Genomic DNA, 23,119 nt, shown 5'->3' with positions numbered 1-23,119 from the left:
AGAAGCCTTTCCATGAGCCAGCAGAACATCGACATCCAGCGCGCGGCATTGGCGGGCATCGCGTTGCCCTTCAGTTCGCCACTCTCGGTGACCCACGGGGCGACCCATGCCAAGGCCGGCACGCCGGAGCGCAAGGGCACCGGTGGCGCCGAGGTGAACGCCGTGGGCCTGACCAAGGGCTATGCAGGCCGCCGCGTGCTGCACGACACCGACCTGCACATCGCGCCGGGCGAGTTCATTGCCATCGTCGGCCGCAGCGGCTGCGGCAAGAGCACGCTGCTGCGTCTGCTGGCCGGGCTGGAGTCGGCGGATGCGGGGCAGATCACGCTCGATGGTGACGCGCAATCGGCGCACCACAGCGACATCCGCATCATGTTTCAGGACGCGCGCCTGCTGCCCTGGAAGCGCGTGCTCGACAACGTGGCCCTCGGCCTCACCGGCCCGGATGTGAAGGAGCGCGCCCGCGAAGCACTGGCCCAGGTGGGGCTGGCCGATCGCGCGAAGGAGTGGCCGGCCGTACTCTCAGGCGGACAACGGCAGCGCGTGGCCCTGGCACGTGCGCTGGTGCACACGCCGCGCCTGCTCTTGCTCGACGAACCGCTCGGGGCGCTGGACGCGCTCACGCGCATCGAGATGCACCGCCTGATCGAACGCCTGTGGCAGCGCCACGGGTTCACGGCGCTGCTGGTGACGCACGATGTGTCGGAGGCGGTGGCGCTGGCCGACCGCGTGGTACTGATCGAAGACCACCGCATCGCGCTCGACGAGCGGGTGTTGCTGCCGCGGCCGCGTGCGCGCGGGCAGGCCGTTGCTACCTATGAAGAGCGCATTCTGGATCGCGTGCTGCAGCAGCCCGAAGGGCACAGCGTGCCGCCGGACGACACGCTGCAGCTTCACCCGGCGCACCTGGTGCGCTGGGCGATCTAGACGAGATCAGCGCGTCGGGACGGGTGTGCCCACGCGGGTGGATGACGACGGCACCGGCGCCGGGGCGGTGGCCGGCGCAGCCGCTGGAGCGGGCGTCGGCGCTGAGTTCGCCGCGGGCGCGGCTGGCACTTCCTGCCAAGGCGACGCACAGGTGCTCACGTGCGGGTAATACATCTGCGAGTCGCGGCAGTAGTACCAGGTGTTGGACTGCTGCGCCGCACTCGGCGCGACCACCAGCGGCTCGGCCGGGGCTTGAACGATGACCGGACGCTCGACGACGTAGGGGTAGGGGTAGCCACCGTAGCCGCTGTAACCGTAGTACGGGCCGGGACCCCACCAGAACGGCCCGCCGACCCACACGCCGATGCGCGTGCGCGGATGGGCTTCGACGGTGGTGACGCCGAGGGCGGCCAGCCCCAGCATCGCCGCGGTGGCGATGACGATGGCTCTCAGGCCTTTTGACAAGCTGTTGTTCATGATCGGCTCCCGATGGATGTCATTGGACCGGCGGCGGTGGCTGGATGCCGGCGGGCGGCTGCGGTGCAGTCCGCGGAACAGGGGCCGGCGCGGTGCGGTAGCTCGTCGTCGCGTAGTGGCCCGGAATCTGGTTGCCCTTGGCATACATGCACTGCTGGTAGGCGATGTCGTAGCGCCGCTGCGAGCTGTAGCCGGTGCGCTGGCTCTGGTCGGAGCCGACGGCAGCACCCGTCACGCCGCCAATGGCTGCGCCGACGCCAACCGCGTTGTGGTTGCCGCCGGCGAGGGCGCCTGCCGCGGCGCCCAGCACCACCCCTGCGGCGGTGGCGCCGGCGAAGCGGTTGGTCGCGGCGTCGCCGTTCTGGCTGCCCGACGAGCTCAGCGCCCAGTCGCGGCACAGCTTGTCGTCGGCGACAAAGACCTCGAAAGGCTTGTTCGGGCCGGGCATCACTGTGACGGTGGGGCCGGTGGGCATCTCGGCGCAGCCGGCCAGCGCGAGCAGGCAGGCGGCGGCACCCAGTGCAGCGGCACTTTTCAGTCCAACGATGGAAGAACTCATGTTTTCACCTCGGTTTGTCAGATCGCCGCCATGGCTTAACGGCTTCGCACGGAGCGATGTTGACAGGGGATTCATTGGACGTACGTAAAGAAAGTTTGTTCCGATGCGCGTTTGCCGCATATCCATGCTCGGCAAATGCCTAAGTCTTATAACGAGTAAGCATCCGTTGATTGATTTGTTCTTTATTCGATCGGCCGTCCCTAGCATGCGAAGCCTTGGGGCACACATGGCCCGGTATTGCAACGAAAGAACGACTCATGACTCTCTCTCGCACCCTGCGCAGTCTCGTGGTGGTTTCCGCCCTTGGCGTGGCGGCCGGCGCCACCTGGGCCAAAGACATCACCCTGCTCAACGTGTCGTACGACCCGACCCGCGAGCTGTACCAGGACTACAACGTCGCTTTCGCCAAGTACTGGAAGGCCAAGACCGGCGACACCGTGACGGTGAAGCAGTCGCACGGCGGTTCGGGCAAGCAGGCCCGCTCGGTGATCGACGGCATCGACGCCGACGTGACCACGCTGGCGCTGGCCTACGACATCGACGAGATCTCCAGCCGCGCCAAGCTGATCACCCCCGATTGGCAAAGGCGCCTCAAGCACAACAGCTCGCCCTACACCTCGACCTACATCTTCCTGGTGCGCAAGGGCAACCCCAAGGGCATCAAGGATTGGGGCGACCTGATCAAGCCGGGCGTGTCGGTGATCACCGCCAACCCCAAGACCTCGGGCGGCGCGCGCTGGGGCTACCTGGCCGCGTACGGTTACGCGCTCAGGCAGCCCGGCGGCAACGACGCCAAGGCCAAGGAATTCATCACCAAGTTGTTCGAGCAGGTGCCGGTGCTCGACTCGGGCGCCCGCGGATCGACCGTGACCTTCGCCGAACGCGGCCAGGGCGACGTGTTGCTGGCCTGGGAAAACGAGGCTCATCTGTCGCTGAAGGAGTTCGGTGCCGACAAGTTCGACATCGTCTACCCGCCGACCAGCATCCTGGCCGAGCCGCCGGTGACGGTGGTCGACAAGGTGGTCGACAAGCGCGGCACGCGTGACGTGGCCACTGCGTACCTCGAGTACCTGTACAGCCCCGAAGGCCAGGAGATTGCCGCCCGCAACTTCTATCGCCCGATCGACCCCGCCGTGGCAGCCAAGTACGCGAAGAACTTCCCGTCGGTGAAGCTGTTCACCATCGACGAGGTGTTTGGCGGCTGGACCAAGGCGCAGAAAACGCACTTCGCCGACGGCGGTGTGTTCGACCAGATCTACTCCAAGAAGTAAGCCGGGGCCGCAACATGACCACCGGCCTGAACCTAGGAATCGAGCCGGTGGTCACGCAGTTGCGTGAACTGCGCGAGCAAGCCCTTCACCACCGCCAGCGCGACGACAAACCGCCGCGCCTGCCTTCGCGCAAGGCGCCCGGCTGCGGCCAGCTTTATTCGGTATTTGAATAAGCAACCTTCAAGCAAGTCGTTTCCCAACGTAACGGAATGGCCTAGCATCCGCTCTCCGCGCCTCTGCGACTCACAGGTTCTTGCCATGTTTCATGCCGCCCGCCCCGTTTCCCGCCGTCTCGGTCTGAGCCTGATCGCCAGCGCGCTTCTGCTGGGCGCCACACCGGCGGCCATGGCCGCCGGCCCGACGCTGCTGAACGTGAGCTACGACGTGGCGCGCGAGCTGTACAAGGAAATCAACCCCGCCTTCATCAAGAGCTGGAAGGCCAGCACGGGTGAAGAGCTGACGATCAACCAGTCGCACGGCGGCTCCAGCAAGCAGGCCCGTTCTGTGATCGACGGGCTCGAGGCCGACGTGGTGACGATGAACCAGTCGAGCGACATCGATGCCATCGCCAGCAAGGGCAAACTGCTGCCGGCCGATTGGGCCAAGCGCCTGCCGGACAACAGCGCGCCCAACACCTCGACCACCGTGATCCTGGTGCGCAAGGGCAACCCCAAGGGCATCAAGGACTGGGCCGACCTGGCCAAGCCGGGTACCAGCGTCGTGATCCCCAACCCCAAGATCACCGGCAACGGCCGCTACACCTACGTGGCCGCCTGGGGCGGGCTGATCAAGGGTGGTGCCACGCCGGCGCAGACGCGTGAGACGGTGCAGAAGATCTTCGGCAACGTACCGGTGTTCGACGGCGGCGGCCGCGCTGCCACCACCACCTTCGCGCAGCGCAACATCGGCGACGCACTGTGCACCTTCGAGAGCGAGATCAACCTGATCAAGGCCGAGTTCGGCGACAACTTCGACGTGGTGTACCCGAAGTGGAGCATTCAGGCTGAAAACCCGGTCGCGGTGATCGACAAGGTGGTCGACAAGAAGGGCACGCGCAAGCAGGCCGAGGCCTATCTCAAGTTCCTGTGGTCTGACGAAGCGCAGGAGATTGCCGCCAAGCACCAGCTGCGCCCGCGTTCGGCGGCCATCCTGGCCAAGTATTCGAAGGACTTCCCGAAGGTGAACCTGTTCACCATCGACGAAGCCTTTGGCGGCTGGAGCAAGGCGCAGAAGGAGCACTTCGACGACGGCGCCATCTACGACCAGATCCTCGCTGCTGCGAAGAAATAAGCGTCGCTGACCGTCGCGGCGCTCCGTCATGTTTCTTTCGCGCACTTTGCTGCGGCGGCACAGCGTGCTGCCCGGCTTCGACCTGGCCCTCGGCTTCACGGTGCTCTACCTGAGCTTCGTCGTGTTGATCCCGCTGTCGGCCGCGTTCCTGAAAACTTTCACGATGACCTGGCCGGCCTTCTGGGACGCCGTGGCCACGCCGCGCGTGGTGGCCTCGTATCGGCTGACCTTCGGCGCCTCGTTCGCGGCGGCGCTGATGAACTCGTTCTTCGGCTTGATCGTCGCGTGGGTGCTGGTGCGCTACGAGTTCCCGTTCAAGCGCGTGATCGATGCGCTGGTCGACCTGCCGTTTGCCTTGCCCACCGCCGTGGCCGGCATCGCACTCACCGCCCTTTACGCCGGCAACGGCTGGATCGGCCAGTACCTCGCGAAGGTCGGCATCAAGGTGTCGTTCACGCCGCTGGGCGTGTTCGTCGCGCTCACCTTCATCGGGCTGCCGTTCGTGGTGCGCACGCTGCAGCCGGTGCTGGAGGACATGCAGAAGGAGCTGGAAGAAGCGGCCGCCACGCTGGGTGCCACGCGCTGGCAAACCTTCACGCGCGTGATTTTCCCGATCATCTCGCCGGCGTTGCTGACGGGTTTTGCACTTGCTTTCGCTCGCGCGCTCGGTGAGTACGGCTCGGTGATCTTCATCGCCGGCAACATGCCGATGGTGTCGGAGATCACGCCGCTCCTGATCATCACCAAGCTGGAGCAGTACGACTACACCGGCGCCACCGCCATCGCGGTGGTGATGCTGGTGGCGGCCTTCGTGATGCTGCTGACGATCAACATGTTGCAGGCCTGGACGCGCAAGCGCCAGGGTCGCTGATGAGCAGCGTCATCGAAACCTCCATCACGCCGAGCGCACGCCGTGTGCCGGTGCGCAACGCGCTGACGGCCACGGCCGAGCCGGCGTGGGTGCGCCGCACGCTGATCGGCATCGCGCTGGCGTTCCTCACGCTGTTCCTGTTCGTGCCGCTGGTGTCGGTGTTCTTCGAGGCCTTCAAGAAAGGCCTGGATGTCTACCTGGCCGCCATCACGGAGGCCGACGCGCGCTCGGCCATCTGGCTCACACTGATCGCCGCGGCTGTGTCGGTGCCGCTGAACCTGGTGTTCGGCGTGGCGGCGGCCTGGTGCATTGCGAAGTTCGACTTCCGCGGCAAGAACGTGCTGCTGACGCTGATCGACCTGCCGTTCTCGGTGTCGCCGGTGATCTCGGGCCTGATCTACGTGCTGATCTTCGGCCTGCAGGGCTGGTTCGGCGAGTGGCTGCGCGACCACGACATGAAGGTCATCTTCGCGTTGCCCGGCATCGTGCTGGCCACGGTGTTCGTGACGTTCCCGTTCGTCGCGCGCGAGCTCATTCCACTGATGCAGGCGCAGGGCCTGGAGCAGGAAGAAGCTGCCCGCGTGCTGGGGGCTTCGGGCTGGCAGATCTTCTGGCGCGTGACGCTGCCCAACGTGAAGTGGGCGCTGCTGTATGGCGTGATCCTGTGCAATGCGCGGGCGATGGGCGAGTTCGGCGCGGTGTCGGTTGTGTCGGGCCACATCCGCGGGCAGACCAACACCATGCCGCTGCACATCGAGATTCTTTACAACGAGTACCAGTTTGCTGCGGCGTTTGCCGTGGCTTCATTGCTCGCCGGCTTGGCGCTGGTGACGCTGGTGTTGAAGTACCTGGTCGAGCAACGTGTGAAGGCGCAGAAGCGCGACGCGTCGAGCCGGAACGAATGAGACGAATGAGAGGCTGGGCATGAGCATCGAGATCCGCAACCTCAACAAGAGCTTCGGCAAGACCGTGGTTTGCGACAACCTGAACCTCGACATCCCGTCGGGCGAGCTGGTGGCGTTGCTGGGCCCGTCGGGCTCGGGCAAGACCTCGCTGCTGCGCATCATCGCGGGCCTGGAGCGGCCTGACTCGGGCTCGGTGCTGTTCCACGGCGCCGACGCGACCTTCGACGACGTGCGCGACCGCAACGTCGGCTTCGTGTTCCAGCACTACGCGCTGTTCGGCCACATGAGCATCTTCGAGAACGTGGCCTTCGGTCTGCGGGTGCGCCCGAAAGCCACGCGGCCGAGCGAAGAGCAGATCAAAGAGAAGGTGATGTCGCTGTTGAAGCTGGTGCAGCTCGACTGGCTGGCCGACCGCTTCCCGCACCAGCTCTCGGGCGGTCAACGCCAGCGCATTGCGCTCGCACGCGCGCTGGCCGTGGAGCCCAAGGTGCTGCTGCTCGACGAGCCCTTCGGCGCACTCGATGCCAAGGTGCGAAAGGAGCTGCGCCGCTGGTTGCGCCGCCTGCACGACGAGATGCACATCACCAGCGTGTTCGTGACGCACGATCAGGACGAGGCCATGGAAGTGGCCGATCGCGTGGTGGTGATGAACCTCGGCCGCATCGAGCAGGACGGGCCGCCAGACGAGGTCTACGACCGGCCGGCCACGCCGTTCGTGCTGCAGTTCCTCGGCGACGTGAACCTGTTCCACGGCCGCTTCGGCCATGCACCCGGCGGCAACACCGATCCGACGGACGTGAGCTACGTGCGGCCGCACGAACTCGAGATCGTGGCCGACGCATCGGACGGCACGCTCGCGGTGACGCTGTCTCAAGCGCTCACCGTAGGCCCACAGACGCGCATCGAGTTCAAGCGCGACGACGACGGCAGCTATGTCGACGTGGAGATGGCGCGCAGCGACTACACCGCGCTGCGCGACAAGCTCGACCTGCGCACCGGCAGCAAGGTGCACCTGAAGCCGCGCCGCATCACGCGCTTCTCGGCCGGCTCGAACGGTGCGCAAACGGAGCTGATCGACCCCGCCGCGATGATCTAATCCGGCCGCATGAACCCACGCATTGGGCTGCGCACGGTCGGCAGCATCGCGATCGCCATCACGCTGTTCACCGGGTTCGCGCCGGTGTCAGCACAGAACACCAGCTCAACCTCCGCCGCAGCTTCCGGCGTGCTGCAGCCAGCAGCACGCCAGCCGGTGGAGCGCTTTGCCAGCCGGCCGTTGCTGGAGCAGGTCAGGCTCTCTCCCGACGGCCAGCAGATTGCGGCGCTGATGAACCAGCAAGGCCGTACGCTGCTGATCACCCGCCCGACGGTGGGTGGCAAGCCCAAGGTCGTGCTGACGACTGACAACACTCAGTTCAACTTCAAGTGGGCCGGCTGGGTGCGCAATGACCGCCTGCTGGTCAGCGTGCGGTTTGCGTCGCGTCGCGACTTCGTCGGCACGGTCGAGACGCGGTTGCTGGCCGTAAATTTAGACGGCAGCGCGGTGATCAACCTGACTCGCAACGCGCCGGTCGCCGGCAGCATGAGCGGCGGTGTGTCATCGCAAATCCAGGATCAGGTGATCGACTGGCTGCCGGAAGACGGCCAGTACGTGCTGCTGCAGATGCCCGAACCGGGCGACGCGTCGGCGTCGGTCTACAAGGTCAACGTGGACACCGGCTCGCGCGGCTCGATCAAAGGCGCCGAGCGCAACATTCGCGGGTGGCTCACCGATGCGAAGCACCGCGTTCGGGTAGGGATTCGCAACAACGATGGCGACTACGAGATTCGTGCCTGCGATCCCGATGGCAAGAACTGGCGCACGCTGTGGGCCTTCAACGACCTGAAGGATGCCGTCTGGCCGCTGGGCTTCGGGCTCGACCCTCAAGAGTTGTACGTGCGCGCGGATCACGAGGGCCGCATGGCCGTGTTCTCGGTGCGGCTCGATGAACCAGCCCTTCCGCGCCGCCTGCGGCTGGCGAACCCTCGATTCGACGTCGGAGGCGAACTGGTTCATTCGCCAGCCACCGGCGAGGTGCTGGGCCTGCGGGGCGGTGATGGAGGTAATGGCGACGACCCACGGGCCGAGCTGTGGGAGCCGAACTGGCGTGCGCAGGCGCGGGCAGTCGATCAGGGCTTGCCCCGCCGCGAGAACAGCCTGCTCGACATCAGCCGCAACGAACAGCGCTACGTCGTCTATTCCAGCGGCAACGGCGTGCCGGGTCAGTACTACATCGGCGACCGCCGCACGGGTGAACTGGCCTTGCTGGGGGAGACCTACCCAGAGCTCGAAGTGGAACGGCTGGTCGGCAAGCACAGCGTCAAGATTCAAGCCCGCGACGGCTTGGCACTCAACTCGTACCTGACCTTGCCCGCGGGCCGCCGCCTGGCCGACAAGGGCCCCGCGCTGCCGCTGGTGCTGCTGCCGCATGGCGGGCCAGAAAGCCGCGACGATGCGGACTTCGACACCTGGACGGAGTTCCTGGCTGACCGCGGCTACGCGGTGCTGCAGGTCAACTTCCGCGGCTCCGATGGTTACGGCCACGACTTCAAGTCAGCTGGCTTGAAGCGCTGGGGTCTGGAGATGCAGGACGACCTCACCGACGCGGTGCTGTGGGCCACGCAGCAAGGCCTCGCCGACAAGGACCGCGTGTGCATCGTCGGTGCGAGCTACGGCGGCTACGCGGCCCTGATGGGGGTGGTGAAGACGCCCGACCTGTACCGCTGCGCGGTGAGCTTTGCCGGTGTGTCGGACCTGCCCGACCTGATCGAATACGAAAGCAATTACGTCGGTGGGCGCGAGGCGGCCGAACGCACGATCGGCCGAGCCTGGGGCGACCGTGAACAACTGCGTGCCACCTCGCCGGCGCGTCAGGCCGAACGCATTCGCGTGCCGGTGCTGCTGGTCCATGGCACGGCCGACCGCTCGGTGCCGGTGGACCAAAGCCGGGACATGGCCAAGGCACTGAAGCGTGCGGGCAAGCCCTACCGCTACATCGAACAGGAGGGCGGCGACCACCACCTCAGTCAGTACGCGCACCGGCTCGAGTTCTTCAAGGCGCTGGAAGCCTTTCTCGACCGGCATCTGCAGGTGCGCGACTGAAAGCGTTCAGGCTTCGATGCGCTCGCTGGGTGGCAATGCCATTGCGCGCTCGACCACGTCGCGCTTGAGCGGCGAGGCGAAGGTCTCGATGAAGTCGTAGATGTAGCTGCGCAAGAAGCTGCCGCGCCGCACCGCCAGCTTGGTGAGGTTGACGGCGAACAGGTGGCGCGCGTCGAGCGCGCGCAGGCTGCGGTCGCGGTCTTCGTCGAAGGCGATCGACGCGATGATGCCCACGCCCAGGCCGAGCTCGACGTAGGTCTTGATCACGTCGGCGTCCATCGCGGTCAGCACCAGGTTGAACGACAGCCCGGCGGCCTCGAAGGCTTCGTCGATGTGCAGGCGGCCGGTGTAGCCCGGGCCGTAGGTGATGATGGGGAACTGCGACAGACGCTCCAGCGTGAGCGGCTGACCATCGAGCAAGGGGTGGCCCGGCGGCACCATCACGCTGTGCGTCCAGCGGTAGCAGGGCAGGGCGACGAGCGTGTCGTACTGCGTCAGTGCTTCGGTGGCGATGCCGATGTCGGCCTCACCCGAGATCAGCATCTGTGCCACTTCTTTCGGTGACCCCTGGTGCAGGTTGAGCGTGACGTGCGGGTAGCGCTGGCGGAAATCGCGCACGGCGCTCGGCAGTGCGTAGCGTGCCTGGGTGTGCGTGGCGGCGATCGACAGGCGGCCGTTGGCCTGCTGGGTGAATTCTTCACCGGCGCGCTTCAGGTTCTCGGCGTCGTTGAGCATGCGCTCGACGATGGGCACGATCAGCACGCCGACTTCGGTGAGCGAGGTCAGGCGCTTGCCGGCGCGCACGAAGAGGTCGATGCCCAGCTCTTCTTCCAGCTCCCGGATCTGGCGGCTGACGCCAGGCTGGGAGGTGTGCAGCACCTTGGACACCTCGGTGAGGTTGAACCCGCAGCGCACGGCTTCGCGCACGGAGCGCAACTGTTGGAAATTCATGGGGCTGGAATGAGAACCGGGCTGCGGGCAACCCGGTGGAGTGAAAAGGTCGGCGGCGATTACTTGTTCGGCTGCGGCGTGAGGCGCAGGTACGGCGTGACGGCGGTGTAGCCCTTGGGGAACTTCTTCTTGATGAGCTCCGGGTCTTGCAGCGAGGGCACGATCACCACGTCCTCGCCGTCTTTCCAGTTGCCCGGCGTCGCGACGCTGTGGTACTCGGTGAGCTGCAAGGAGTCGATCACGCGCAGGATCTCGTCGAAATTGCGGCCGGTGCTGGCGGGGTAGGTGATGATGAGGCGGATCTTCTTCGCCGGGTCGATGACGAACAGCGAGCGCACCGTGGCCGTGGTGCTGGCGTTCGGGTGGATCAGGTCGTACAGCTCGGACACCTTGCGGTCGGCGTCGGCAATGATGGGGAAGCCGACCACGGTCTTCTGCGTGCGGTTGATGTCCTCGATCCATTTGCCGTGCGAGTCAACCGGATCGACCGACAGCGCGATGACCTTCACGTTGCGCTTGGCGAACTCGTCCTTCAGCTTCGCGGTGAGGCCCAGCTCGGTCGTGCAGACGGGGGTGAAGTCGGCCGGGTGTGAGAACAGCACGCCCCAGCTGTCGCCGAGCCACTGGTGGAAATGGATGTCGCCGAGACTGGACTTCTGGGTGAAGTCGGGTGCAGCGTCTCCGAGTCTGAGGCTGGCCATGCCGGTGCGTCCTTTCTGTGGAGGGATGGGCCGGCCAGTATCGGGAGCGCCGTCTAGTTGAGGAACGACTGAATGGTGCTTTCGTTATTCATAAAGCGATTAAGGCGGTGGCGCGTGGAACCTCTTGGCGTGTCGTCGGGTCTGCGCCCAGGGCCGTACCTTCGCAAAGGAGGGGCGGCTTACAATTCCACGCTTTCACTCCTGTCTGGCGCCACCCGGTGCGCTTGGCCCTAACGAGGATTTCCCGTGTTTATTTCCGAAGCTTTTGCGCAGGCTGCTCCTGCGGCCGCTGCTGCGTCCGACTCGCCGTTCGGCAACATCACCGGCATGCTGCCCATCGTGCTGATGTTCGTGGTGCTGTACTTCGTGATGATTCGTCCGCAGATGAAGCGGCAGAAGGAACAAAAGGCCATGATCGAAGCCCTGGCCAAGGGCGATGAAGTGGTGGTGGCCGGCGGTCTGCTCGGCAAGATCTCGAAGATCAGCGAGACCTTCCTGCACGTCGAGATCGCCAACGGCGTCGAGGTTCAGGTGCAGCGCGGTGCCGTGGTCCAAGTCCTGCCCAAGGGCACCGTCAAGTAAACAGAGACAAGCCGGCGTGGCCCGCCTGGGCCGGTGCCGGCCGCGAGCAGTGGGCATCAAGCCCGCGAAAGAGGCCTCATGAATCGCTACCCGTGGTGGAAATACACGATCCTTGGGATCGCCTTGCTGGTCGGCTTGACCTTCACCCTGCCCAACTTCTTCGGCGAAGCGCCGGCCGTTCAAGTGAGCAGCGGCAAATCCACCTTGAAGCTCGACAGCTCCTTCGTGCCGCGCGTCGAGCAGGTGCTGAAGGACGCCGGGCTGAAGCCCGACTTCGTGCAGTTCGAGGGCAACTCGATCAAGGCTCGTTTTGCCGATGGCGACTCGCAGCTCAAGGCGAAGGACGCGCTGACCAAGGCGCTGAATCCCAATGCCGAGGACCCGAGCTACATCGTTGCGCTGAACCTGCTGTCGCGTTCGCCGCATTGGCTGACGGCGGTGCACGCCCTGCCGATGTATTTGGGGCTGGACCTGCGCGGCGGCGTGCACTTCCTGATGCAGGTCGACATGAAGGCGGCGCTGACCAAGAAGGCCGAGGCACTGACCGGCGACATCCGCACCTTGCTGCGCGACAAGAACCTGCGCCACGCCGGCATCACCCGTGACAACAACAACGTCGAGATTCGCTTCCGCGATCGCGAGACGCTCAGCGCGGCGGTCGCGCTGCTGACCGAGCAGCTGCCCGACTTGCAATGGGCCGACACGCCCGAGGGCACCGAGTTCAAGCTGACCGGCACCCTGAAGCCCGTCGCCGCGCGCGCTGTGCAGGACGCAGCGCTCAAGCAGAACATCACCACGCTGCACAACCGCATCAACGAACTTGGCGTGACCGAGCCGGTGATCCAGCAGCAAGGTGCTGATCGCGTCGTCGTGCAGTTGCCCGGCGTGCAGGATACGGCGAAGGCCAAGGACATCATTGGCCGCACCGCCACGCTCGAGTTGCGCATGGTCGATGACAGCGCGGAGGCACAGGCCGCTGCGCAGGGCACGGGGCCCGTCCCCTTCGGCACCGAGCGCTACCAGGAACGCGGCAGCCGCGGCATCATCGTCAAGCGCCAAGTCGTGCTGACCGGTGAAAGTCTCACCGATGCGCAGCCTGGCTTCGACAGCCAGACGCATGAGCCGTCGGTCAACCTGACACTGGATGCCAAGGGGTCGCGCATCTTCAAGGACCTGACGCGCGAGAACGTCGGCAAGCGGATGGCCATCATCCTGTTTGAAAAGGGCAAGGGCGAGGTTGTCACCGCACCGGTGATCCGCAGCGAGATTGCTGGCGGGCGGGTGCAGATCTCGGGCGCGATGACCACGACCGAGGCCACCGACACCGCCTTGCTGCTGCGTGCCGGCTCACTGGCCGCACCGATGGAGTTCATCGAAGAAAGCACCATCGGCCCGACCCTCGGGGCAGACAACATCGCCAAGGGCTTCGACAGCGTGATCTACGGGTTCACGGCAATCGCGATCTTCATGTGCGCCTACTATTTGCTGTTCGGCGTGTTCTCGACGCTGTCGCTCGCGTTCAACTTGCTGTTGCTGGTGGCGGTGCTGTCGATGCTGCAGGCCACGTTGACGCTGCCGGGTATCGCGGCCATCGCGCTGACGCTCGGTATGGCCATTGATGCCAACGTGCTGATCAACGAACGGGTGCGTGAGGAGCTGCGAGCAGGAGCGTCGCCACAGGTGGCGATCAACTCCGGCTACGAGCGCGCCTTCGCGACGATTCTCGATTCGAACGTGACCACGCTGATTGCCGGTGTTGCGCTGCTGGCCTTCGGCTCTGGTCCGGTGAAAGGCTTTGCGGTCGTGCACTGCCTGGGCATCCTGACCTCGATGTTCTCGGCCGTGGTGTTCTCTCGCGGCCTGGTGAACCTCTGGTACGGCCGTCAGAAAAAGCTCAAGGGCGTGCTGATCGGTCAGGTCTGGAAGCCCAAGGCGGCAACCGACCTGCCGGCCAACACCTGACCCCCAAGAACTCAATCAGGATTCAAAACATGGAGTTCTTTCGCATTCATCGCGACATTCCGTTCATGCGGCATGCGCTGGTGTTCAACGTCATTTCGCTGCTGACCTTCTTGATCGCCGTTTTCTTCCTGGTGACGCGCGGGTTGCACCTGTCGAACGAGTTCACCGGCGGCACGCTGATCGAGGCCCGCTACGCGCAGGCCGCCGAGATCAGCAAGGTGCGCGCGACGGTGGAGGCGCTGCAATTCGGCGACGTGCAGGTGCAGACCTTTGGCGACACCCACAACGTGCTGATCCGGTTGCCTGTTCGCGGTGACGGCAAACAGAGCGAGGTGGTCAATCGCGTGTTCGGCGATCTGTGCAAGGTGGAAGCCGGCACGGTGAGCGTCAAGCAGGTCAAGACCGACAAAGGCGAGTTGATCGACAAGCCGGTGTGCGAAGCGGCGGGCGCTGAGCCGGTGTCGCTGCAGCGCAGCGAGTTCGTCGGCCCGCAGGTCGGCAGGGAACTGGCCGAAGATGGAGCCAAGGCGCTGGCCTTCGTCGTGATCGGCATCATGATTTACCTCGCGTTTCGCTTCGAGTGGAAGTTCTCGGTCGCGGCGATCGTGGCCAACTTGCACGACGTGGTGATCATCCTGGGCTTCTTCGCCTTCTTCCAGTGGGAGTTTTCTCTCTCGGTGTTGGCGGCAGTGCTGGCGGTGCTGGGCTATTCGGTGAACGAATCGGTCGTGATCTTCGACCGGATTCGTGAAGCATTCCGCAGGTACCGCAAGATGAACACGCACGAGGTGATCGATCACGCGATCACCAGCACGATGAGCCGCACCATCATCACGCACGGCTGTACGCAGATGATGGTGTTGTCGATGCTGTTGTTCGGTGGCCCGACGCTGCACTACTTTGCCGTGGCGCTGACGATCGGCATTCTCTTCGGCATCTACTCGTCGGTTTTCGTCGCAGCAGCCATCGCGATGTGGCTGGGCGTCAAGCGAGAGGACCTGGTGAAGTCCGGCGGACCGGCGAAAGACGTGGACCCGGACGATCCCAATGCAGGGGCGGTGGTGTAGAGTAAGGCCACCCTCAGCTGACACTCATCGACCAACCGTCCCATGGCGACCGCCGCCGATTCGTTGGCCCTGGCCGCCCAGGCTCGCCGCTCTTACGTAGAGCGATTGTTGAGTGGTGTGCCGACCGTCGTTCACGCTGTGGAAGATGGTGCGAGGCTCCTGGCCACGCAGACGGCTGAACACAATATCCAGTACAAGCGACGCGATGTCGCTGCCGATCTGCGCAAAGCTTCGCCGACGTGGATCAACGGCATCATCGCGGCACTGCGCGGCGCCTTGGTGAGCGGCATGGTGTCGGCTTCTCGACCTGGCGATTTGCCGCCGCCGGGGCGTACGCATCCCGGCATGACGTTGGTGGATGACGACACCATCGAGACAGAGATTCTGAGTTCGCGTTTGGCGCTGTCCATGATGGATCGCGCCTCGTGGGAGTTCACCGACCTGCGCTCCCGCATGTCGTCGCTCGAGAAGCGCGACGAGTTGGACACCAACGACGTGCTGCGCCCTCACGTGCTGGCGCGTATTCTGACGAGCACCTGGCGCGCGTCGTCCATGACGCAAGACGCGTGGCGTACCGTTCAACCCGTCCTGCACGAAGAATTCGCGCACTTTGCGGAAGAGGCGTATCACGAAACGAACCGCTGGCTGATTCAGCAGCGGGTGTTGCCTGAGATCGACCTTCGCCCCTTCATCCGGCGCACTCGCAATTCCTATGTGCTCCCCGGCGCGGGAGGGGCGCCCAGCGCACCTGCGCAGGCAGCCGCCGTGAGCAACAGCAGCTTTGGCCGCTTGGGGACGGTGGGCGAAGAGACCCGCATGATGACCCGTGCGGGCGGTTTTGCGCGCGGCTCAGATCACGCCGAAGCGGTGTTGGGTCGCCTCAACAAACTCATAGGCAGGCAGGTCCCCGACTTTGCCGGTACAGCGCAGATGCCTGCGGCCTCCGCCGGGCTGAAGGCCGCCATCAGCGATGCCCAGCAGGGCATTCAGCGCAGACTGACACCGACGACCAGCGACGGTCGCGTCGGCGAAGCGCCTGTTAGCACCCCTGCGTTGCTGGAAGAGTTGCACCAGCGGAAGCAGGAGTTGAAGAAGGCTGCCAGCACGCAGGTCGAGCGCGCGACGATTGAGATCGTGGCCTTACTGTTTCAGAGCATCTTGATGGAAGAGCGGATTCCGGCTGTCGTTCGTGTCTGGTTTGCACGTTTGCAGATGCCGGTGTTGCGTGTCGCGGTGAGCGAACCCGATTTCTTTGCCACGGTGGATCACCCCGCGCGGCGCTTGATCGACCGCATGGGTGCGTGTGTGATGGGCTTCGATGCCACCAGCCGGGCCGTGGCAGACACGCTGGAAAAGGAAATCAAGCGCGTGGTGCAGGTCGTCGAGGCCTACCCGGACACAGGCCGGCGCGTATTCCAGACGGTGCTTACCGAGTTCGAGAAATTCCTGGAGCACTACTTTAAGAACGAGAACGAGACGACGCGCAAAGGCGTGTCGTTGGCGCAGCAGGTCGAGCAGCGCGAGACGTTGGCCATCCAGTACACCATTGAGCTGCGCAAGATGCTCAACGAAGTGCCCGTGCAAGAGGGAGTGCGCGAGTTCCTGTTCCACGTCTGGGCCGATGTGATGGCCATGACGGCGGTGAAGCACGGCGCGCAGGGCGTCGAAACGAAGGCGATGAAGCGAGTGGCTGCCGACCTGATCTGGTCGGCCAGTGCCAAAGTGTCGCGAGAAGAGCGGGCTGAGGTGATCCGGCGCTTGCCGCCGCTGCTTAAGACGCTCCGCGAAGGCATGGACCACGCGAGCATCACGGCGGACAAGCAGGACGAGCATATCCAGAAGCTCAACAACTCCCTCGCTGCTGCATTCACCGCCAAGACAGCTGCGATTGCGCCGGAACGTCTTGAAGAATTGATGGGGCGGCTGGAAACGCTGGAAGAGCTGCTGCCAGACACCGACGACATCGAGATCGATGAATCGCTGGTGCTCGATCTGTCAGGTCATGAGAGTTCGGAGTTGGAGGTTGTTGGCGAGGGCGGCTCCATGCCGACGCCTGCCATGTTGGCGTGGGCGCGCGAACTTCAGGTGGGTGGTTGGTACATGCTGGACTACCGCAGCCGCAATGAAGCGGTGCAACTAGTCTGGCAGGGCATGCGCCGTCAGCTGACCTTGTTTGTGTCTCCGCATGGGCGTGGCATCTTGTTCCAGCAGAATCGGCTCGCGGCTTTCCTTCAGGCGGGCTTGTTGGTGCCGGCGCAAGACGAGTCACTGACGGTTCGTGCGACCCGCAGCGCCTTGGCCAAGCTGGACGTGGATCCGAGTCGGCTGCTCAACTGAGCTTGTCTAGTTCGCCACAAAAAAGCCGCCTTGAAGGCGGCTTTTTTAGTCAGTGCCAAGTCAGTGGATCAACCGATCTTCTTCATCGACAAACAACTCGTCCAGGATCAAGGCGTCGGGCTCTTCACCCAGACTCCAGAAGACCATGAGCACGATGATCTTCAGGTCTTCCAGGTCGACTGGCCCGCCGGGAATCGCGGTGGCGCGGTCGATGACCATTTCACGCATCGGAGGTGGCAGAACGCCGGCGGATTCGAGAAAGCTCACGAAGCCGATGGAGTGCTCACCCAGGTGCTCTTGTTCAGCGGGCGAATAGACGCGAAGGCTGTCGGGTTGTTGCTCCCCGGAATAGGACTGCGCGGTCGTCGCCAATCCATCCAGCCAAGTCAGCGCTTCTTCAATCTCGTCCGACTCGAACCCCATCGCCGACAGCTTGCGCGTGAGCTGCGCATGGTCGGGGCAGGCATCAGGCCGCCAGTAGTTTTCGTACAGGTAAACAAGCACGTCAAACATGATTCACTATACCCCAGGGTCGTTGGCGGGAGGCTGGAATAAATCCGCTTTCGCAGGCAGGCCTCCTTGGCGAGCGACCGAGGTCAGCCCATGCCGATGCGCTGGAAAAGCTGACCTGGCAGACGCGCTATTTCGCCGGCCAATTCGAGCTCGAGCAAGCGGGCACTGAGCTGCGGCGCAGGCCAGCCGGTGCGTGCGATCAACGCATCCAGATTGACGGGGTCGAAGCCGATGGCTTGCAACAGTGGGTCGCTGCCCGTTTCCGACTCGACGGGTGAGCTTGCTTCGCTGGTCGTCGCGCTCACATGCCAAGGCAACTCGTCAAGAATGTCCTGGGCGCTGTCCACCAGTTTCGCGCCTTGCTTGATCAATGCGTGGCAGCCGCGTGACTGGGGCGAGTGGATTGATCCAGGAATCGCGAAGACGTCGCGGCCAGCCTCGCTGGCCAATCGAGCGGTGATCAATGAGCCTGATTGAAGTGCGGCCTCGACCACCAGCGTGCCGCGCGTCAAACCCGAGATGATGCGATTTCGCAGCGGGAAGTTACCCGGGAGAGGTGGCATACCGAGCGGGTACTCACTGATGATGAGCCCCTGACTGGCAATCCGATGAGCCAGTTCCAAATGACGACGTGGGTAGACACGGTCCAGCCCCGTGCCCACCACTGCCACCGTGCGGCCCGATCCGGTCAGCCCGCCTTCGTGTGCCTCACCATCAATACCCATGGCCATGCCCGAAACAATCGTCAGCCCCGCCTGGCTGAGGTGTGCCGAAAACGAGCGAGCGTTTTCCTTGCCTTGAGGCGTGGGGTTGCGACTGCCGACAACAGCCAGCGCTGGGGTACTAAGCAGCGCGGAGTTTCCCTGCAGGTATAGCAGCAACGGAGGGTCGGCTGTTTCGAGAAGTGCCTGAGGGTAGCCAGAGTCACCGAGAGTGACCACTTGTCTTGGTGCCTCGTCTGTACCTGCAGCCAGCCATGCGACGGTGGTGTCGATCAGCGCCTGCAGCGTGTCGGAAATCTCGCCGAACGCTTTGGCAGTTTCTGCAGGGACTACTTGTTGACGCGCCGCCGTCGTGGCCGCCAACACGGCGTACGGAGAGCCAAAAGCGGCAAGCAGTTTGCGCGCGGTCTCACGGCCAACTTGCGGTGTCTCGATGAGCCGCAACCAGGCGGCGAGTTCGTCGCGGTCCATTGTCAGAAGAGGGCCGAGCCGGCCCTCTCTTCGGCGTCAGGGTTGCGTGAAGCGATCGCCTGCGCTGACGGGCACCTGAACCGAGAGGATCAAGGCATATGACATGCGGTTGAACACCCGGAAGACGAACAGACTGCCATGGCGTTCATCGGGCAGCTTGATCTTGGCGTTGCCATCGGTTTTGTCGACGGTGCGCTCGCCATCCCGCCACAACGCGAGCACGTGTCCGTTTTCCATGCCGTCTTTGCTGCCGCGATTGAGCGCGACGATCTGGTTCTGACCAGCGGTGACTGCCTCGCCGTACACCGAGACGATCTGACCGGAAATCTCTTTGCCCGGCGCATGCGGCACATAGTTGATGAACTCGCGCGACGGCACAGGCGAAAGCTTGTCTCCAGCGCGGATCTCTTGGCGCACAGTCGTCAGCGTGAACGTGTCTGGCACGATATCGCCCTTGCTGCTGTCGCCCTTGCGCGTGAACTCGGCCACGCCCAAATAGATGGCTTCGTATCCGAGCACTTCGCCAGTCGTTGGGTCTTTCAGCGGCCGCGGTTCACGGAAGACGCGGAAATTGCGGCTCTGGCCAAGATCGCCCCGGACATAGGCCAAGTCTCCACGAGACAGGAACACGCGGCCTTCTTGGGCGCCGACGATGCGCGGTGCCTTGGCCAATTCGTTCTCATCGAAGATCACCGCCTCGTTCAGGAACGGCTCGATCAGGTTCAAGGAGATGGAGGGAATGCCATTGCCCAGGTCGCTGCTGCGAACGCGAGGCGACAGGCGGCCGGAGCCACCTTCACTGCCGTCGCCAACCCGCAACGACGCGCGGCCGTTGGTTTTGACCAGATATAGGTTTTGACCCGGGTAGATCAGGTGCGGGTTGCGGATCTGATCCAGATTCATGCCCCACAGCTCGGGCCAACGCCACGGACTCTTGAGGTACATGCCGGAGATGCCCCACAGCGTGTCGCCCGACTTGACGACGTAGCTGTCTGGCGCGTTTTCGTTCAGTTCGGACAGGGGGACGCCGGTCTCAGCGACCTGTTTCGCCGTGCTGCGCTGCTTTTGGGTGATCGGGAAATTGGGTTCGGCGGCCATTGCACCGAGGCAAACGCCGAGCGCCACAGTGATCGCAGAAGCCCGGAAGAAAGTCAGGGCGGAACGGGTGCTTCGGGTCATGAACTTAAGTCTCCGGGCGCACACACAAGCACAATGCTGGGCTGTGCGGTTACTGAGCCTTGTGCGGCAAGGTGCCCGCAGTTCGGCGAAAATGTTCATTCAGTTTCGCAGATTCTGCCTCTAAACCATTGATATCGCAACGAAAGTCACCCGCCGATACCTTTGTTGTGCTGCGTGTCACACCGGCCGGCGTTGTGTGCTGCCCACAGGCTCTCCATCCTTGATTCCATGTCAAAGCTCGCCATTCTTCGGTACCCCGATCCCCGCCTCCACACTGTTGCAAAACCCGTGGCCCAGGTCGACGACCGCATCCGGCAACTGGTCGACGACATGCTTGAGACCATGTATGCCGCCGATGGCGTCGGCCTTGCCGCCACCCAGGTCGACGTGCATGAGCGGGTGATCGTGATCGACACCTCGGACACGCGTAACGACCCGCACGTGCTGATCAACCCCGAGTTGATTGCCCAAAGCGAAGAGATGAGCCTGGCTGACGAGGGTTGCCTCTCCGTGCCGGCCATCTACGACAAGGTGCCGCGGCATGAGAGGGTCAGCGTGCGCGCGCTCAACCGTGCCGGCGAGACCTACCAATTCGAAGCTGAAGGCTTGTTGTCGATCTGCGTCCAGCATGAGATGGACCACCTGATGGGCAAGGTGTTCGTGGAATACCTCAGCGCCCTCAAGCGCGATCGCATCAAGAACAAGATGTTGAAGAAGACCCGCGACGAGCAGCGCCCATGAGGCTGGCCTTTGCCGGCACACCCGAGTTCGCCGAAGTGGCGCTCGCGCGGCTGCAGGCCGCCGGCTTCGACATTCCGCTCGTCCTGACCCAGCCTGACCGCCCGGCGGGACGCGGACTCAAGCTGAATCCATCGCCGGTGAAGGCCACGGCGCAGGCACACGGCATGGCCGTGGCGCAGCCGCGCAGCCTGCGCCTCGACGGCAAGTACCCGGACGATGCGGCCCAGGCCCGCGAAGCCTTGCTCTCGGCGCAGGTCGACGTGATGGTCGTCGCTGCCTATGGCTTGATCCTCCCGCAGTGGGTGCTGGACCTGCCTCCGCGCGGCTGCTTGAATATCCATGCGTCCCTGCTGCCTCGCTGGCGCGGTGCCGCGCCCATCCACCGCGCCATCGAGGCGGGCGATGCGCGCACCGGCATCACGATCATGCAAATGGACGCCGGGCTGGACACGGGCGACATGTTGCTGACCGAGTCCGTTGCCATCGCTCCCGACGACACCACCGCCTCGCTGCACGATCGCCTTGCCACGCTCGGCGGGCGCCTGATCGTCGAGACGCTGGAGTTGGCCGCCTGCGGAGGGCTCAAGCCGACACCCCAGCCCGCAGAGGGCGTGACCTACGCACACAAGATCGACAAGGCCGAGGCCGCAATCGATTGGGCGCTCCCGGCGTCAACGATCGAGCGCCGCATCCGTGCCTTCGACCCCTTCCCCGGCGCAAGCGGGCAGCTAAGCGGTGAAGCGATCAAGCTCTGGCGAGCCCAGGTGGTGAACGCGAGTGGAACGCCCGGCACCGTGTTGGCAGTCACTGACGATGGCATCACCGTCGCCAGTGGCGATGGCGCGCTGCTCCTCACCGAATTGCAGCGCCCCGGCGGCAAGCGTTTGCCGGCCCGGCAGTTTCTGCAAGGCAAGCCGGTCCAGCCGGGCCAGGTCTTCGCGACGGCGGCCGGTTGAACTCCTGACGGCCGCCCGCATCTGATGCGGCAGAGGCATTCAAGGAGTCCCTTCCATGTTCAACCTGCTCAAGACCGCCGTGCTGATGGCCGCCATCACGGCGCTGTTCATGGCCATTGGCGCGCTCATCGGCGGGCGTACCGGCATGATGTTCGCGTTGCTGCTGGCCCTGGGCATGAATTTCTTCAGCTACTGGTTCTCAGACAAGCTGGTGCTCAAGATGTACAACGCGCAAGAGGTCGACGAGACCAGTGCGCCGCAGTTCTATCGCATGGTGCAAGAGCTGGCGCAACGCGCGCAACTGCCGATGCCGCGCGTCTACCTCATCAACGAAGACGCGCCCAACGCCTTCGCCACCGGCCGCAACCCCGAGAACGCCGCGGTCGCAGCCACGACCGGGATCCTGCGCGCACTGAGCGCACGCGAGCTGCGCGGCGTGATGGCGCATGAGCTGGCTCACGTGCGCCACCGCGACATCCTGATCAGCACCATCAGCGCCACCATGGCCGGTGCCATTTCGATGCTGGCCAACTTCGCCATGTTCTTCGGCGGGCGCGACAGTGAAGGCCGGCCGCACAACCCCATCGTCGGCCTGCTGGTGATGCTACTGGCGCCTCTGGCCGCCAGCCTGATCCAGATGGCCATCAGCCGTGCGCGCGAGTTCGAGGCCGACCGTGGCGGTGCCGAGATCTCCGGCGACCCGCAGGCCTTGGCCAGTGCGCTGCAAAAGATCCATCGCTACGCGCAAGGCATGCCGATGGAAGCCGCCGAGCGCCACCCCGAAACGGCGCAGATGATGATCATGAACCCGCTCTCCGGTGGCGGGCTGCGTGGGCTGTTCTCCACCCATCCGTCGACCGAAGAACGCGTCGAGCGCCTGCTGGCCATGGTCTGAGCGGTAATCAGCGGGCGGCGAGAAAAGCGGGGTGTTCGCCCCGCTTTTGAACCCGATCCCGCGGCGCGGCATGCAGACAATGGAGTCAGAACTCTGACCCTGCCTGTCATGCGACACACCCTTTGCATTTCCATCCTGCTGGCCGCGACCGCGCTGTCGGGCTGCGACATGCTTGGCGGTGAAGCGGCTGAAAAACTGGCGGCTGCGAAAGAAGCCGAAGGCAAGGCCATTGGTGGCGCCTGCCGCCATGCGGGCCGCGCCATCGAAGACTGCTACGCACTGAACAAGAAGGCCGACAAAGCGTCGATCTTCGCCGGCTGGCGCGACATGAACGACTACATGCGCGAGAACAAGATCGAGGCCGTGCCATCGCAAGTGATGGCTGCCAAATCCGAAGCCAAATCGGCTGAAGCCAAGGCTGAATCGAAAGCCGAAGCCAAGGTGGACATCAAGCCCGCTGAGGTTTTGCCCGAAGGGGCTCTGCCTTCCGGCGAGAAGCGCCCCGCCAAGTCGGGTGCTGGCAGCAAGGCACGCGAGCCCAAGAGCCACGACTCCTGATCGCCTGACCCGCGTGCCGCGCGGCGTACTTCACATCGGCTT

Annotated in this window: 23 protein-coding genes; 16 read left to right on the top strand and 7 right to left on the bottom strand. The window is 64.3% G+C overall.

The window, feature by feature from the left end; all coding sequences use genetic code 11:
- Nucleotides 1-12 precede the first annotated feature (12 nt).
- Nucleotides 13-927 (top strand): ATP-binding cassette domain-containing protein, encoded by a 915-nt coding sequence (locus AC1DYS_RS26985; RefSeq protein WP_477904647.1) that lies wholly within the window; start codon nucleotides 13-15, stop codon nucleotides 925-927.
- A gap of 6 nt (nucleotides 928-933) precedes the next feature.
- On the opposite strand, the gene AC1DYS_RS26980 is transcribed toward AC1DYS_RS26985, so the two are convergent.
- Nucleotides 934-1,404: a hypothetical protein gene (locus tag AC1DYS_RS26980; protein WP_477904646.1), complete on the bottom strand. Its 471-nt coding sequence runs from the start codon at nucleotides 1,402-1,404 to the stop codon at nucleotides 934-936.
- 19 nt (nucleotides 1,405-1,423) lie between these two features.
- Nucleotides 1,424-1,963 carry a hypothetical protein gene (locus AC1DYS_RS26975; protein WP_477904645.1) on the bottom strand — a complete coding sequence of 180 codons (540 nt, stop codon included), beginning with the start codon at nucleotides 1,961-1,963 and terminating at the stop codon, nucleotides 1,424-1,426.
- A gap of 257 nt (nucleotides 1,964-2,220) precedes the next feature.
- On the opposite strand from AC1DYS_RS26975, the gene AC1DYS_RS26970 reads away from it, so the two are divergent.
- The 7 genes from AC1DYS_RS26970 (at nucleotide 2,221) to AC1DYS_RS26940 (ending at nucleotide 9,442) form a co-directional block, all read left to right on the top strand.
- Entirely contained in the window at nucleotides 2,221-3,234 is a 1,014-nt protein-coding gene (locus AC1DYS_RS26970; RefSeq protein WP_477904644.1) for a sulfate ABC transporter substrate-binding protein, read from the top strand.
- A 14-nt stretch (nucleotides 3,235-3,248) separates the two neighbouring features.
- Nucleotides 3,249-3,407: a hypothetical protein gene (locus AC1DYS_RS26965; RefSeq protein ID WP_477904643.1), complete on the top strand. Its 159-nt coding sequence runs from the start codon at nucleotides 3,249-3,251 to the stop codon at nucleotides 3,405-3,407.
- Nucleotides 3,408-3,492: 85 nt separating this feature from the next.
- On the top strand, nucleotides 3,493-4,524 hold the full coding sequence (locus tag AC1DYS_RS26960) for a sulfate ABC transporter substrate-binding protein (protein WP_477904642.1): 1,032 nt from the start codon (nucleotides 3,493-3,495) through the stop codon (nucleotides 4,522-4,524).
- 28 nt (nucleotides 4,525-4,552) lie between these two features.
- Complete coding sequence (cysT, locus tag AC1DYS_RS26955; RefSeq protein ID WP_477904641.1) at nucleotides 4,553-5,395, top strand: sulfate ABC transporter permease subunit CysT; 843 nt, start codon at nucleotides 4,553-4,555, stop codon at nucleotides 5,393-5,395.
- The gene (cysW, locus tag AC1DYS_RS26950; protein WP_477904640.1) at nucleotides 5,395-6,300 is read left to right on the top strand and encodes a sulfate ABC transporter permease subunit CysW; all 906 of its coding nucleotides are present in this window, start codon (nucleotides 5,395-5,397) and stop codon (nucleotides 6,298-6,300) included. Before cysT ends, cysW begins: the two co-directional genes overlap by 1 nt.
- A gap of 19 nt (nucleotides 6,301-6,319) precedes the next feature.
- Nucleotides 6,320-7,396, top strand: a complete 1,077-nt coding sequence (locus AC1DYS_RS26945) for a sulfate/molybdate ABC transporter ATP-binding protein (RefSeq protein WP_477904639.1) — start codon at nucleotides 6,320-6,322, stop codon at nucleotides 7,394-7,396.
- A 9-nt stretch (nucleotides 7,397-7,405) separates the two neighbouring features.
- Nucleotides 7,406-9,442 carry a S9 family peptidase gene (locus AC1DYS_RS26940; RefSeq protein ID WP_477904638.1) on the top strand — a complete coding sequence of 679 codons (2,037 nt, stop codon included), beginning with the start codon at nucleotides 7,406-7,408 and terminating at the stop codon, nucleotides 9,440-9,442.
- A gap of 6 nt (nucleotides 9,443-9,448) precedes the next feature.
- On the opposite strand, the gene AC1DYS_RS26935 is transcribed toward AC1DYS_RS26940, so the two are convergent.
- Both AC1DYS_RS26935 and AC1DYS_RS26930 read right to left on the bottom strand, forming a co-directional pair.
- Complete coding sequence (locus AC1DYS_RS26935; RefSeq protein WP_477904637.1) at nucleotides 9,449-10,393, bottom strand: CysB family HTH-type transcriptional regulator; 945 nt, start codon at nucleotides 10,391-10,393, stop codon at nucleotides 9,449-9,451.
- Nucleotides 10,394-10,452: 59 nt separating this feature from the next.
- Entirely contained in the window at nucleotides 10,453-11,094 is a 642-nt protein-coding gene (locus AC1DYS_RS26930) for a peroxiredoxin (RefSeq protein ID WP_477904636.1), read from the bottom strand.
- Nucleotides 11,095-11,340: 246 nt separating this feature from the next.
- Between AC1DYS_RS26930 and yajC the strand changes: the two genes are divergently transcribed.
- The 4 genes from yajC (at nucleotide 11,341) to AC1DYS_RS26910 (ending at nucleotide 17,042) form a co-directional block, all read left to right on the top strand.
- Complete coding sequence (gene yajC, locus AC1DYS_RS26925; protein WP_477904635.1) at nucleotides 11,341-11,676, top strand: preprotein translocase subunit YajC; 336 nt, start codon at nucleotides 11,341-11,343, stop codon at nucleotides 11,674-11,676.
- Between the two features lie 78 nt (nucleotides 11,677-11,754).
- Entirely contained in the window at nucleotides 11,755-13,638 is a 1,884-nt protein-coding gene (gene secD, locus AC1DYS_RS26920; protein ID WP_047489566.1) for a protein translocase subunit SecD, read from the top strand.
- Between the two features lie 29 nt (nucleotides 13,639-13,667).
- The gene (secF, locus tag AC1DYS_RS26915; RefSeq protein ID WP_477904634.1) at nucleotides 13,668-14,705 is read left to right on the top strand and encodes a protein translocase subunit SecF; all 1,038 of its coding nucleotides are present in this window, start codon (nucleotides 13,668-13,670) and stop codon (nucleotides 14,703-14,705) included.
- 42 nt (nucleotides 14,706-14,747) lie between these two features.
- Nucleotides 14,748-17,042: a DUF1631 family protein gene (locus AC1DYS_RS26910; protein WP_477904633.1), complete on the top strand. Its 2,295-nt coding sequence runs from the start codon at nucleotides 14,748-14,750 to the stop codon at nucleotides 17,040-17,042.
- Between the two features lie 60 nt (nucleotides 17,043-17,102).
- Here AC1DYS_RS26910 and AC1DYS_RS26905 read toward each other — a convergent pair whose 3' ends face one another.
- From AC1DYS_RS26905 to AC1DYS_RS26895, 3 genes are all read right to left on the bottom strand, one after another.
- Nucleotides 17,103-17,555: a Smg family protein gene (locus AC1DYS_RS26905; RefSeq protein ID WP_477904632.1), complete on the bottom strand. Its 453-nt coding sequence runs from the start codon at nucleotides 17,553-17,555 to the stop codon at nucleotides 17,103-17,105.
- An 83-nt stretch (nucleotides 17,556-17,638) separates the two neighbouring features.
- On the bottom strand, nucleotides 17,639-18,748 hold the full coding sequence (gene dprA, locus AC1DYS_RS26900) for a DNA-processing protein DprA (RefSeq protein WP_477904631.1): 1,110 nt from the start codon (nucleotides 18,746-18,748) through the stop codon (nucleotides 17,639-17,641).
- 36 nt (nucleotides 18,749-18,784) lie between these two features.
- On the bottom strand, nucleotides 18,785-19,927 hold the full coding sequence (locus AC1DYS_RS26895; protein ID WP_477904630.1) for a LysM peptidoglycan-binding domain-containing protein: 1,143 nt from the start codon (nucleotides 19,925-19,927) through the stop codon (nucleotides 18,785-18,787).
- A 228-nt stretch (nucleotides 19,928-20,155) separates the two neighbouring features.
- On the opposite strand from AC1DYS_RS26895, the gene def reads away from it, so the two are divergent.
- From def to AC1DYS_RS26875, 4 genes are all read left to right on the top strand, one after another.
- Entirely contained in the window at nucleotides 20,156-20,668 is a 513-nt protein-coding gene (gene def, locus AC1DYS_RS26890) for a peptide deformylase (RefSeq protein WP_477904629.1), read from the top strand.
- On the top strand, nucleotides 20,665-21,624 hold the full coding sequence (fmt, locus tag AC1DYS_RS26885) for a methionyl-tRNA formyltransferase (RefSeq protein ID WP_477904628.1): 960 nt from the start codon (nucleotides 20,665-20,667) through the stop codon (nucleotides 21,622-21,624). The genes def and fmt overlap by 4 nt, the downstream gene beginning before the upstream one ends.
- Nucleotides 21,625-21,679: 55 nt before the next feature.
- A complete protein-coding gene (htpX, locus tag AC1DYS_RS26880; RefSeq protein WP_477904627.1) occupies nucleotides 21,680-22,519 on the top strand; it encodes a zinc metalloprotease HtpX in 840 nt (279 codons plus the stop codon).
- A gap of 108 nt (nucleotides 22,520-22,627) precedes the next feature.
- Nucleotides 22,628-23,077, top strand: a complete 450-nt coding sequence (locus AC1DYS_RS26875) for a hypothetical protein (RefSeq protein WP_477904626.1) — start codon at nucleotides 22,628-22,630, stop codon at nucleotides 23,075-23,077.
- Nucleotides 23,078-23,119 lie beyond the last annotated feature (42 nt).

This window comes from Rhizobacter sp. P2_G4 (assembly GCF_056403575.1).
This window is presented reverse-complemented; position numbering and strand designations above follow the sequence as displayed.

Coding starts and splice junctions, on each gene's coding strand:
- AC1DYS_RS26985 (WP_477904647.1), top strand. CDS start 13: ATGAGCCAGCAGAACATCGACATCCAGCGCGCGGCATTGGCGGGCATC.
- AC1DYS_RS26980 (WP_477904646.1), bottom strand. CDS start 1,404: ATGAACAACAGCTTGTCAAAAGGCCTGAGAGCCATCGTCATCGCCACC.
- AC1DYS_RS26975 (WP_477904645.1), bottom strand. CDS start 1,963: ATGAGTTCTTCCATCGTTGGACTGAAAAGTGCCGCTGCACTGGGTGCC.
- AC1DYS_RS26970 (WP_477904644.1), top strand. CDS start 2,221: ATGACTCTCTCTCGCACCCTGCGCAGTCTCGTGGTGGTTTCCGCCCTT.
- AC1DYS_RS26965 (WP_477904643.1), top strand. CDS start 3,249: ATGACCACCGGCCTGAACCTAGGAATCGAGCCGGTGGTCACGCAGTTG.
- AC1DYS_RS26960 (WP_477904642.1), top strand. CDS start 3,493: ATGTTTCATGCCGCCCGCCCCGTTTCCCGCCGTCTCGGTCTGAGCCTG.
- cysT (WP_477904641.1), top strand. CDS start 4,553: ATGTTTCTTTCGCGCACTTTGCTGCGGCGGCACAGCGTGCTGCCCGGC.
- cysW (WP_477904640.1), top strand. CDS start 5,395: ATGAGCAGCGTCATCGAAACCTCCATCACGCCGAGCGCACGCCGTGTG.
- AC1DYS_RS26945 (WP_477904639.1), top strand. CDS start 6,320: ATGAGCATCGAGATCCGCAACCTCAACAAGAGCTTCGGCAAGACCGTG.
- AC1DYS_RS26940 (WP_477904638.1), top strand. CDS start 7,406: ATGAACCCACGCATTGGGCTGCGCACGGTCGGCAGCATCGCGATCGCC.
- AC1DYS_RS26935 (WP_477904637.1), bottom strand. CDS start 10,393: ATGAATTTCCAACAGTTGCGCTCCGTGCGCGAAGCCGTGCGCTGCGGG.
- AC1DYS_RS26930 (WP_477904636.1), bottom strand. CDS start 11,094: ATGGCCAGCCTCAGACTCGGAGACGCTGCACCCGACTTCACCCAGAAG.
- secD (WP_047489566.1), top strand. CDS start 11,755: ATGAATCGCTACCCGTGGTGGAAATACACGATCCTTGGGATCGCCTTG.
- secF (WP_477904634.1), top strand. CDS start 13,668: ATGGAGTTCTTTCGCATTCATCGCGACATTCCGTTCATGCGGCATGCG.
- AC1DYS_RS26910 (WP_477904633.1), top strand. CDS start 14,748: ATGGCGACCGCCGCCGATTCGTTGGCCCTGGCCGCCCAGGCTCGCCGC.
- AC1DYS_RS26905 (WP_477904632.1), bottom strand. CDS start 17,555: ATGTTTGACGTGCTTGTTTACCTGTACGAAAACTACTGGCGGCCTGAT.
- dprA (WP_477904631.1), bottom strand. CDS start 18,748: ATGGACCGCGACGAACTCGCCGCCTGGTTGCGGCTCATCGAGACACCG.
- AC1DYS_RS26895 (WP_477904630.1), bottom strand. CDS start 19,927: ATGACCCGAAGCACCCGTTCCGCCCTGACTTTCTTCCGGGCTTCTGCG.
- def (WP_477904629.1), top strand. CDS start 20,156: ATGTCAAAGCTCGCCATTCTTCGGTACCCCGATCCCCGCCTCCACACT.
- fmt (WP_477904628.1), top strand. CDS start 20,665: ATGAGGCTGGCCTTTGCCGGCACACCCGAGTTCGCCGAAGTGGCGCTC.
- htpX (WP_477904627.1), top strand. CDS start 21,680: ATGTTCAACCTGCTCAAGACCGCCGTGCTGATGGCCGCCATCACGGCG.
- AC1DYS_RS26875 (WP_477904626.1), top strand. CDS start 22,628: ATGCGACACACCCTTTGCATTTCCATCCTGCTGGCCGCGACCGCGCTG.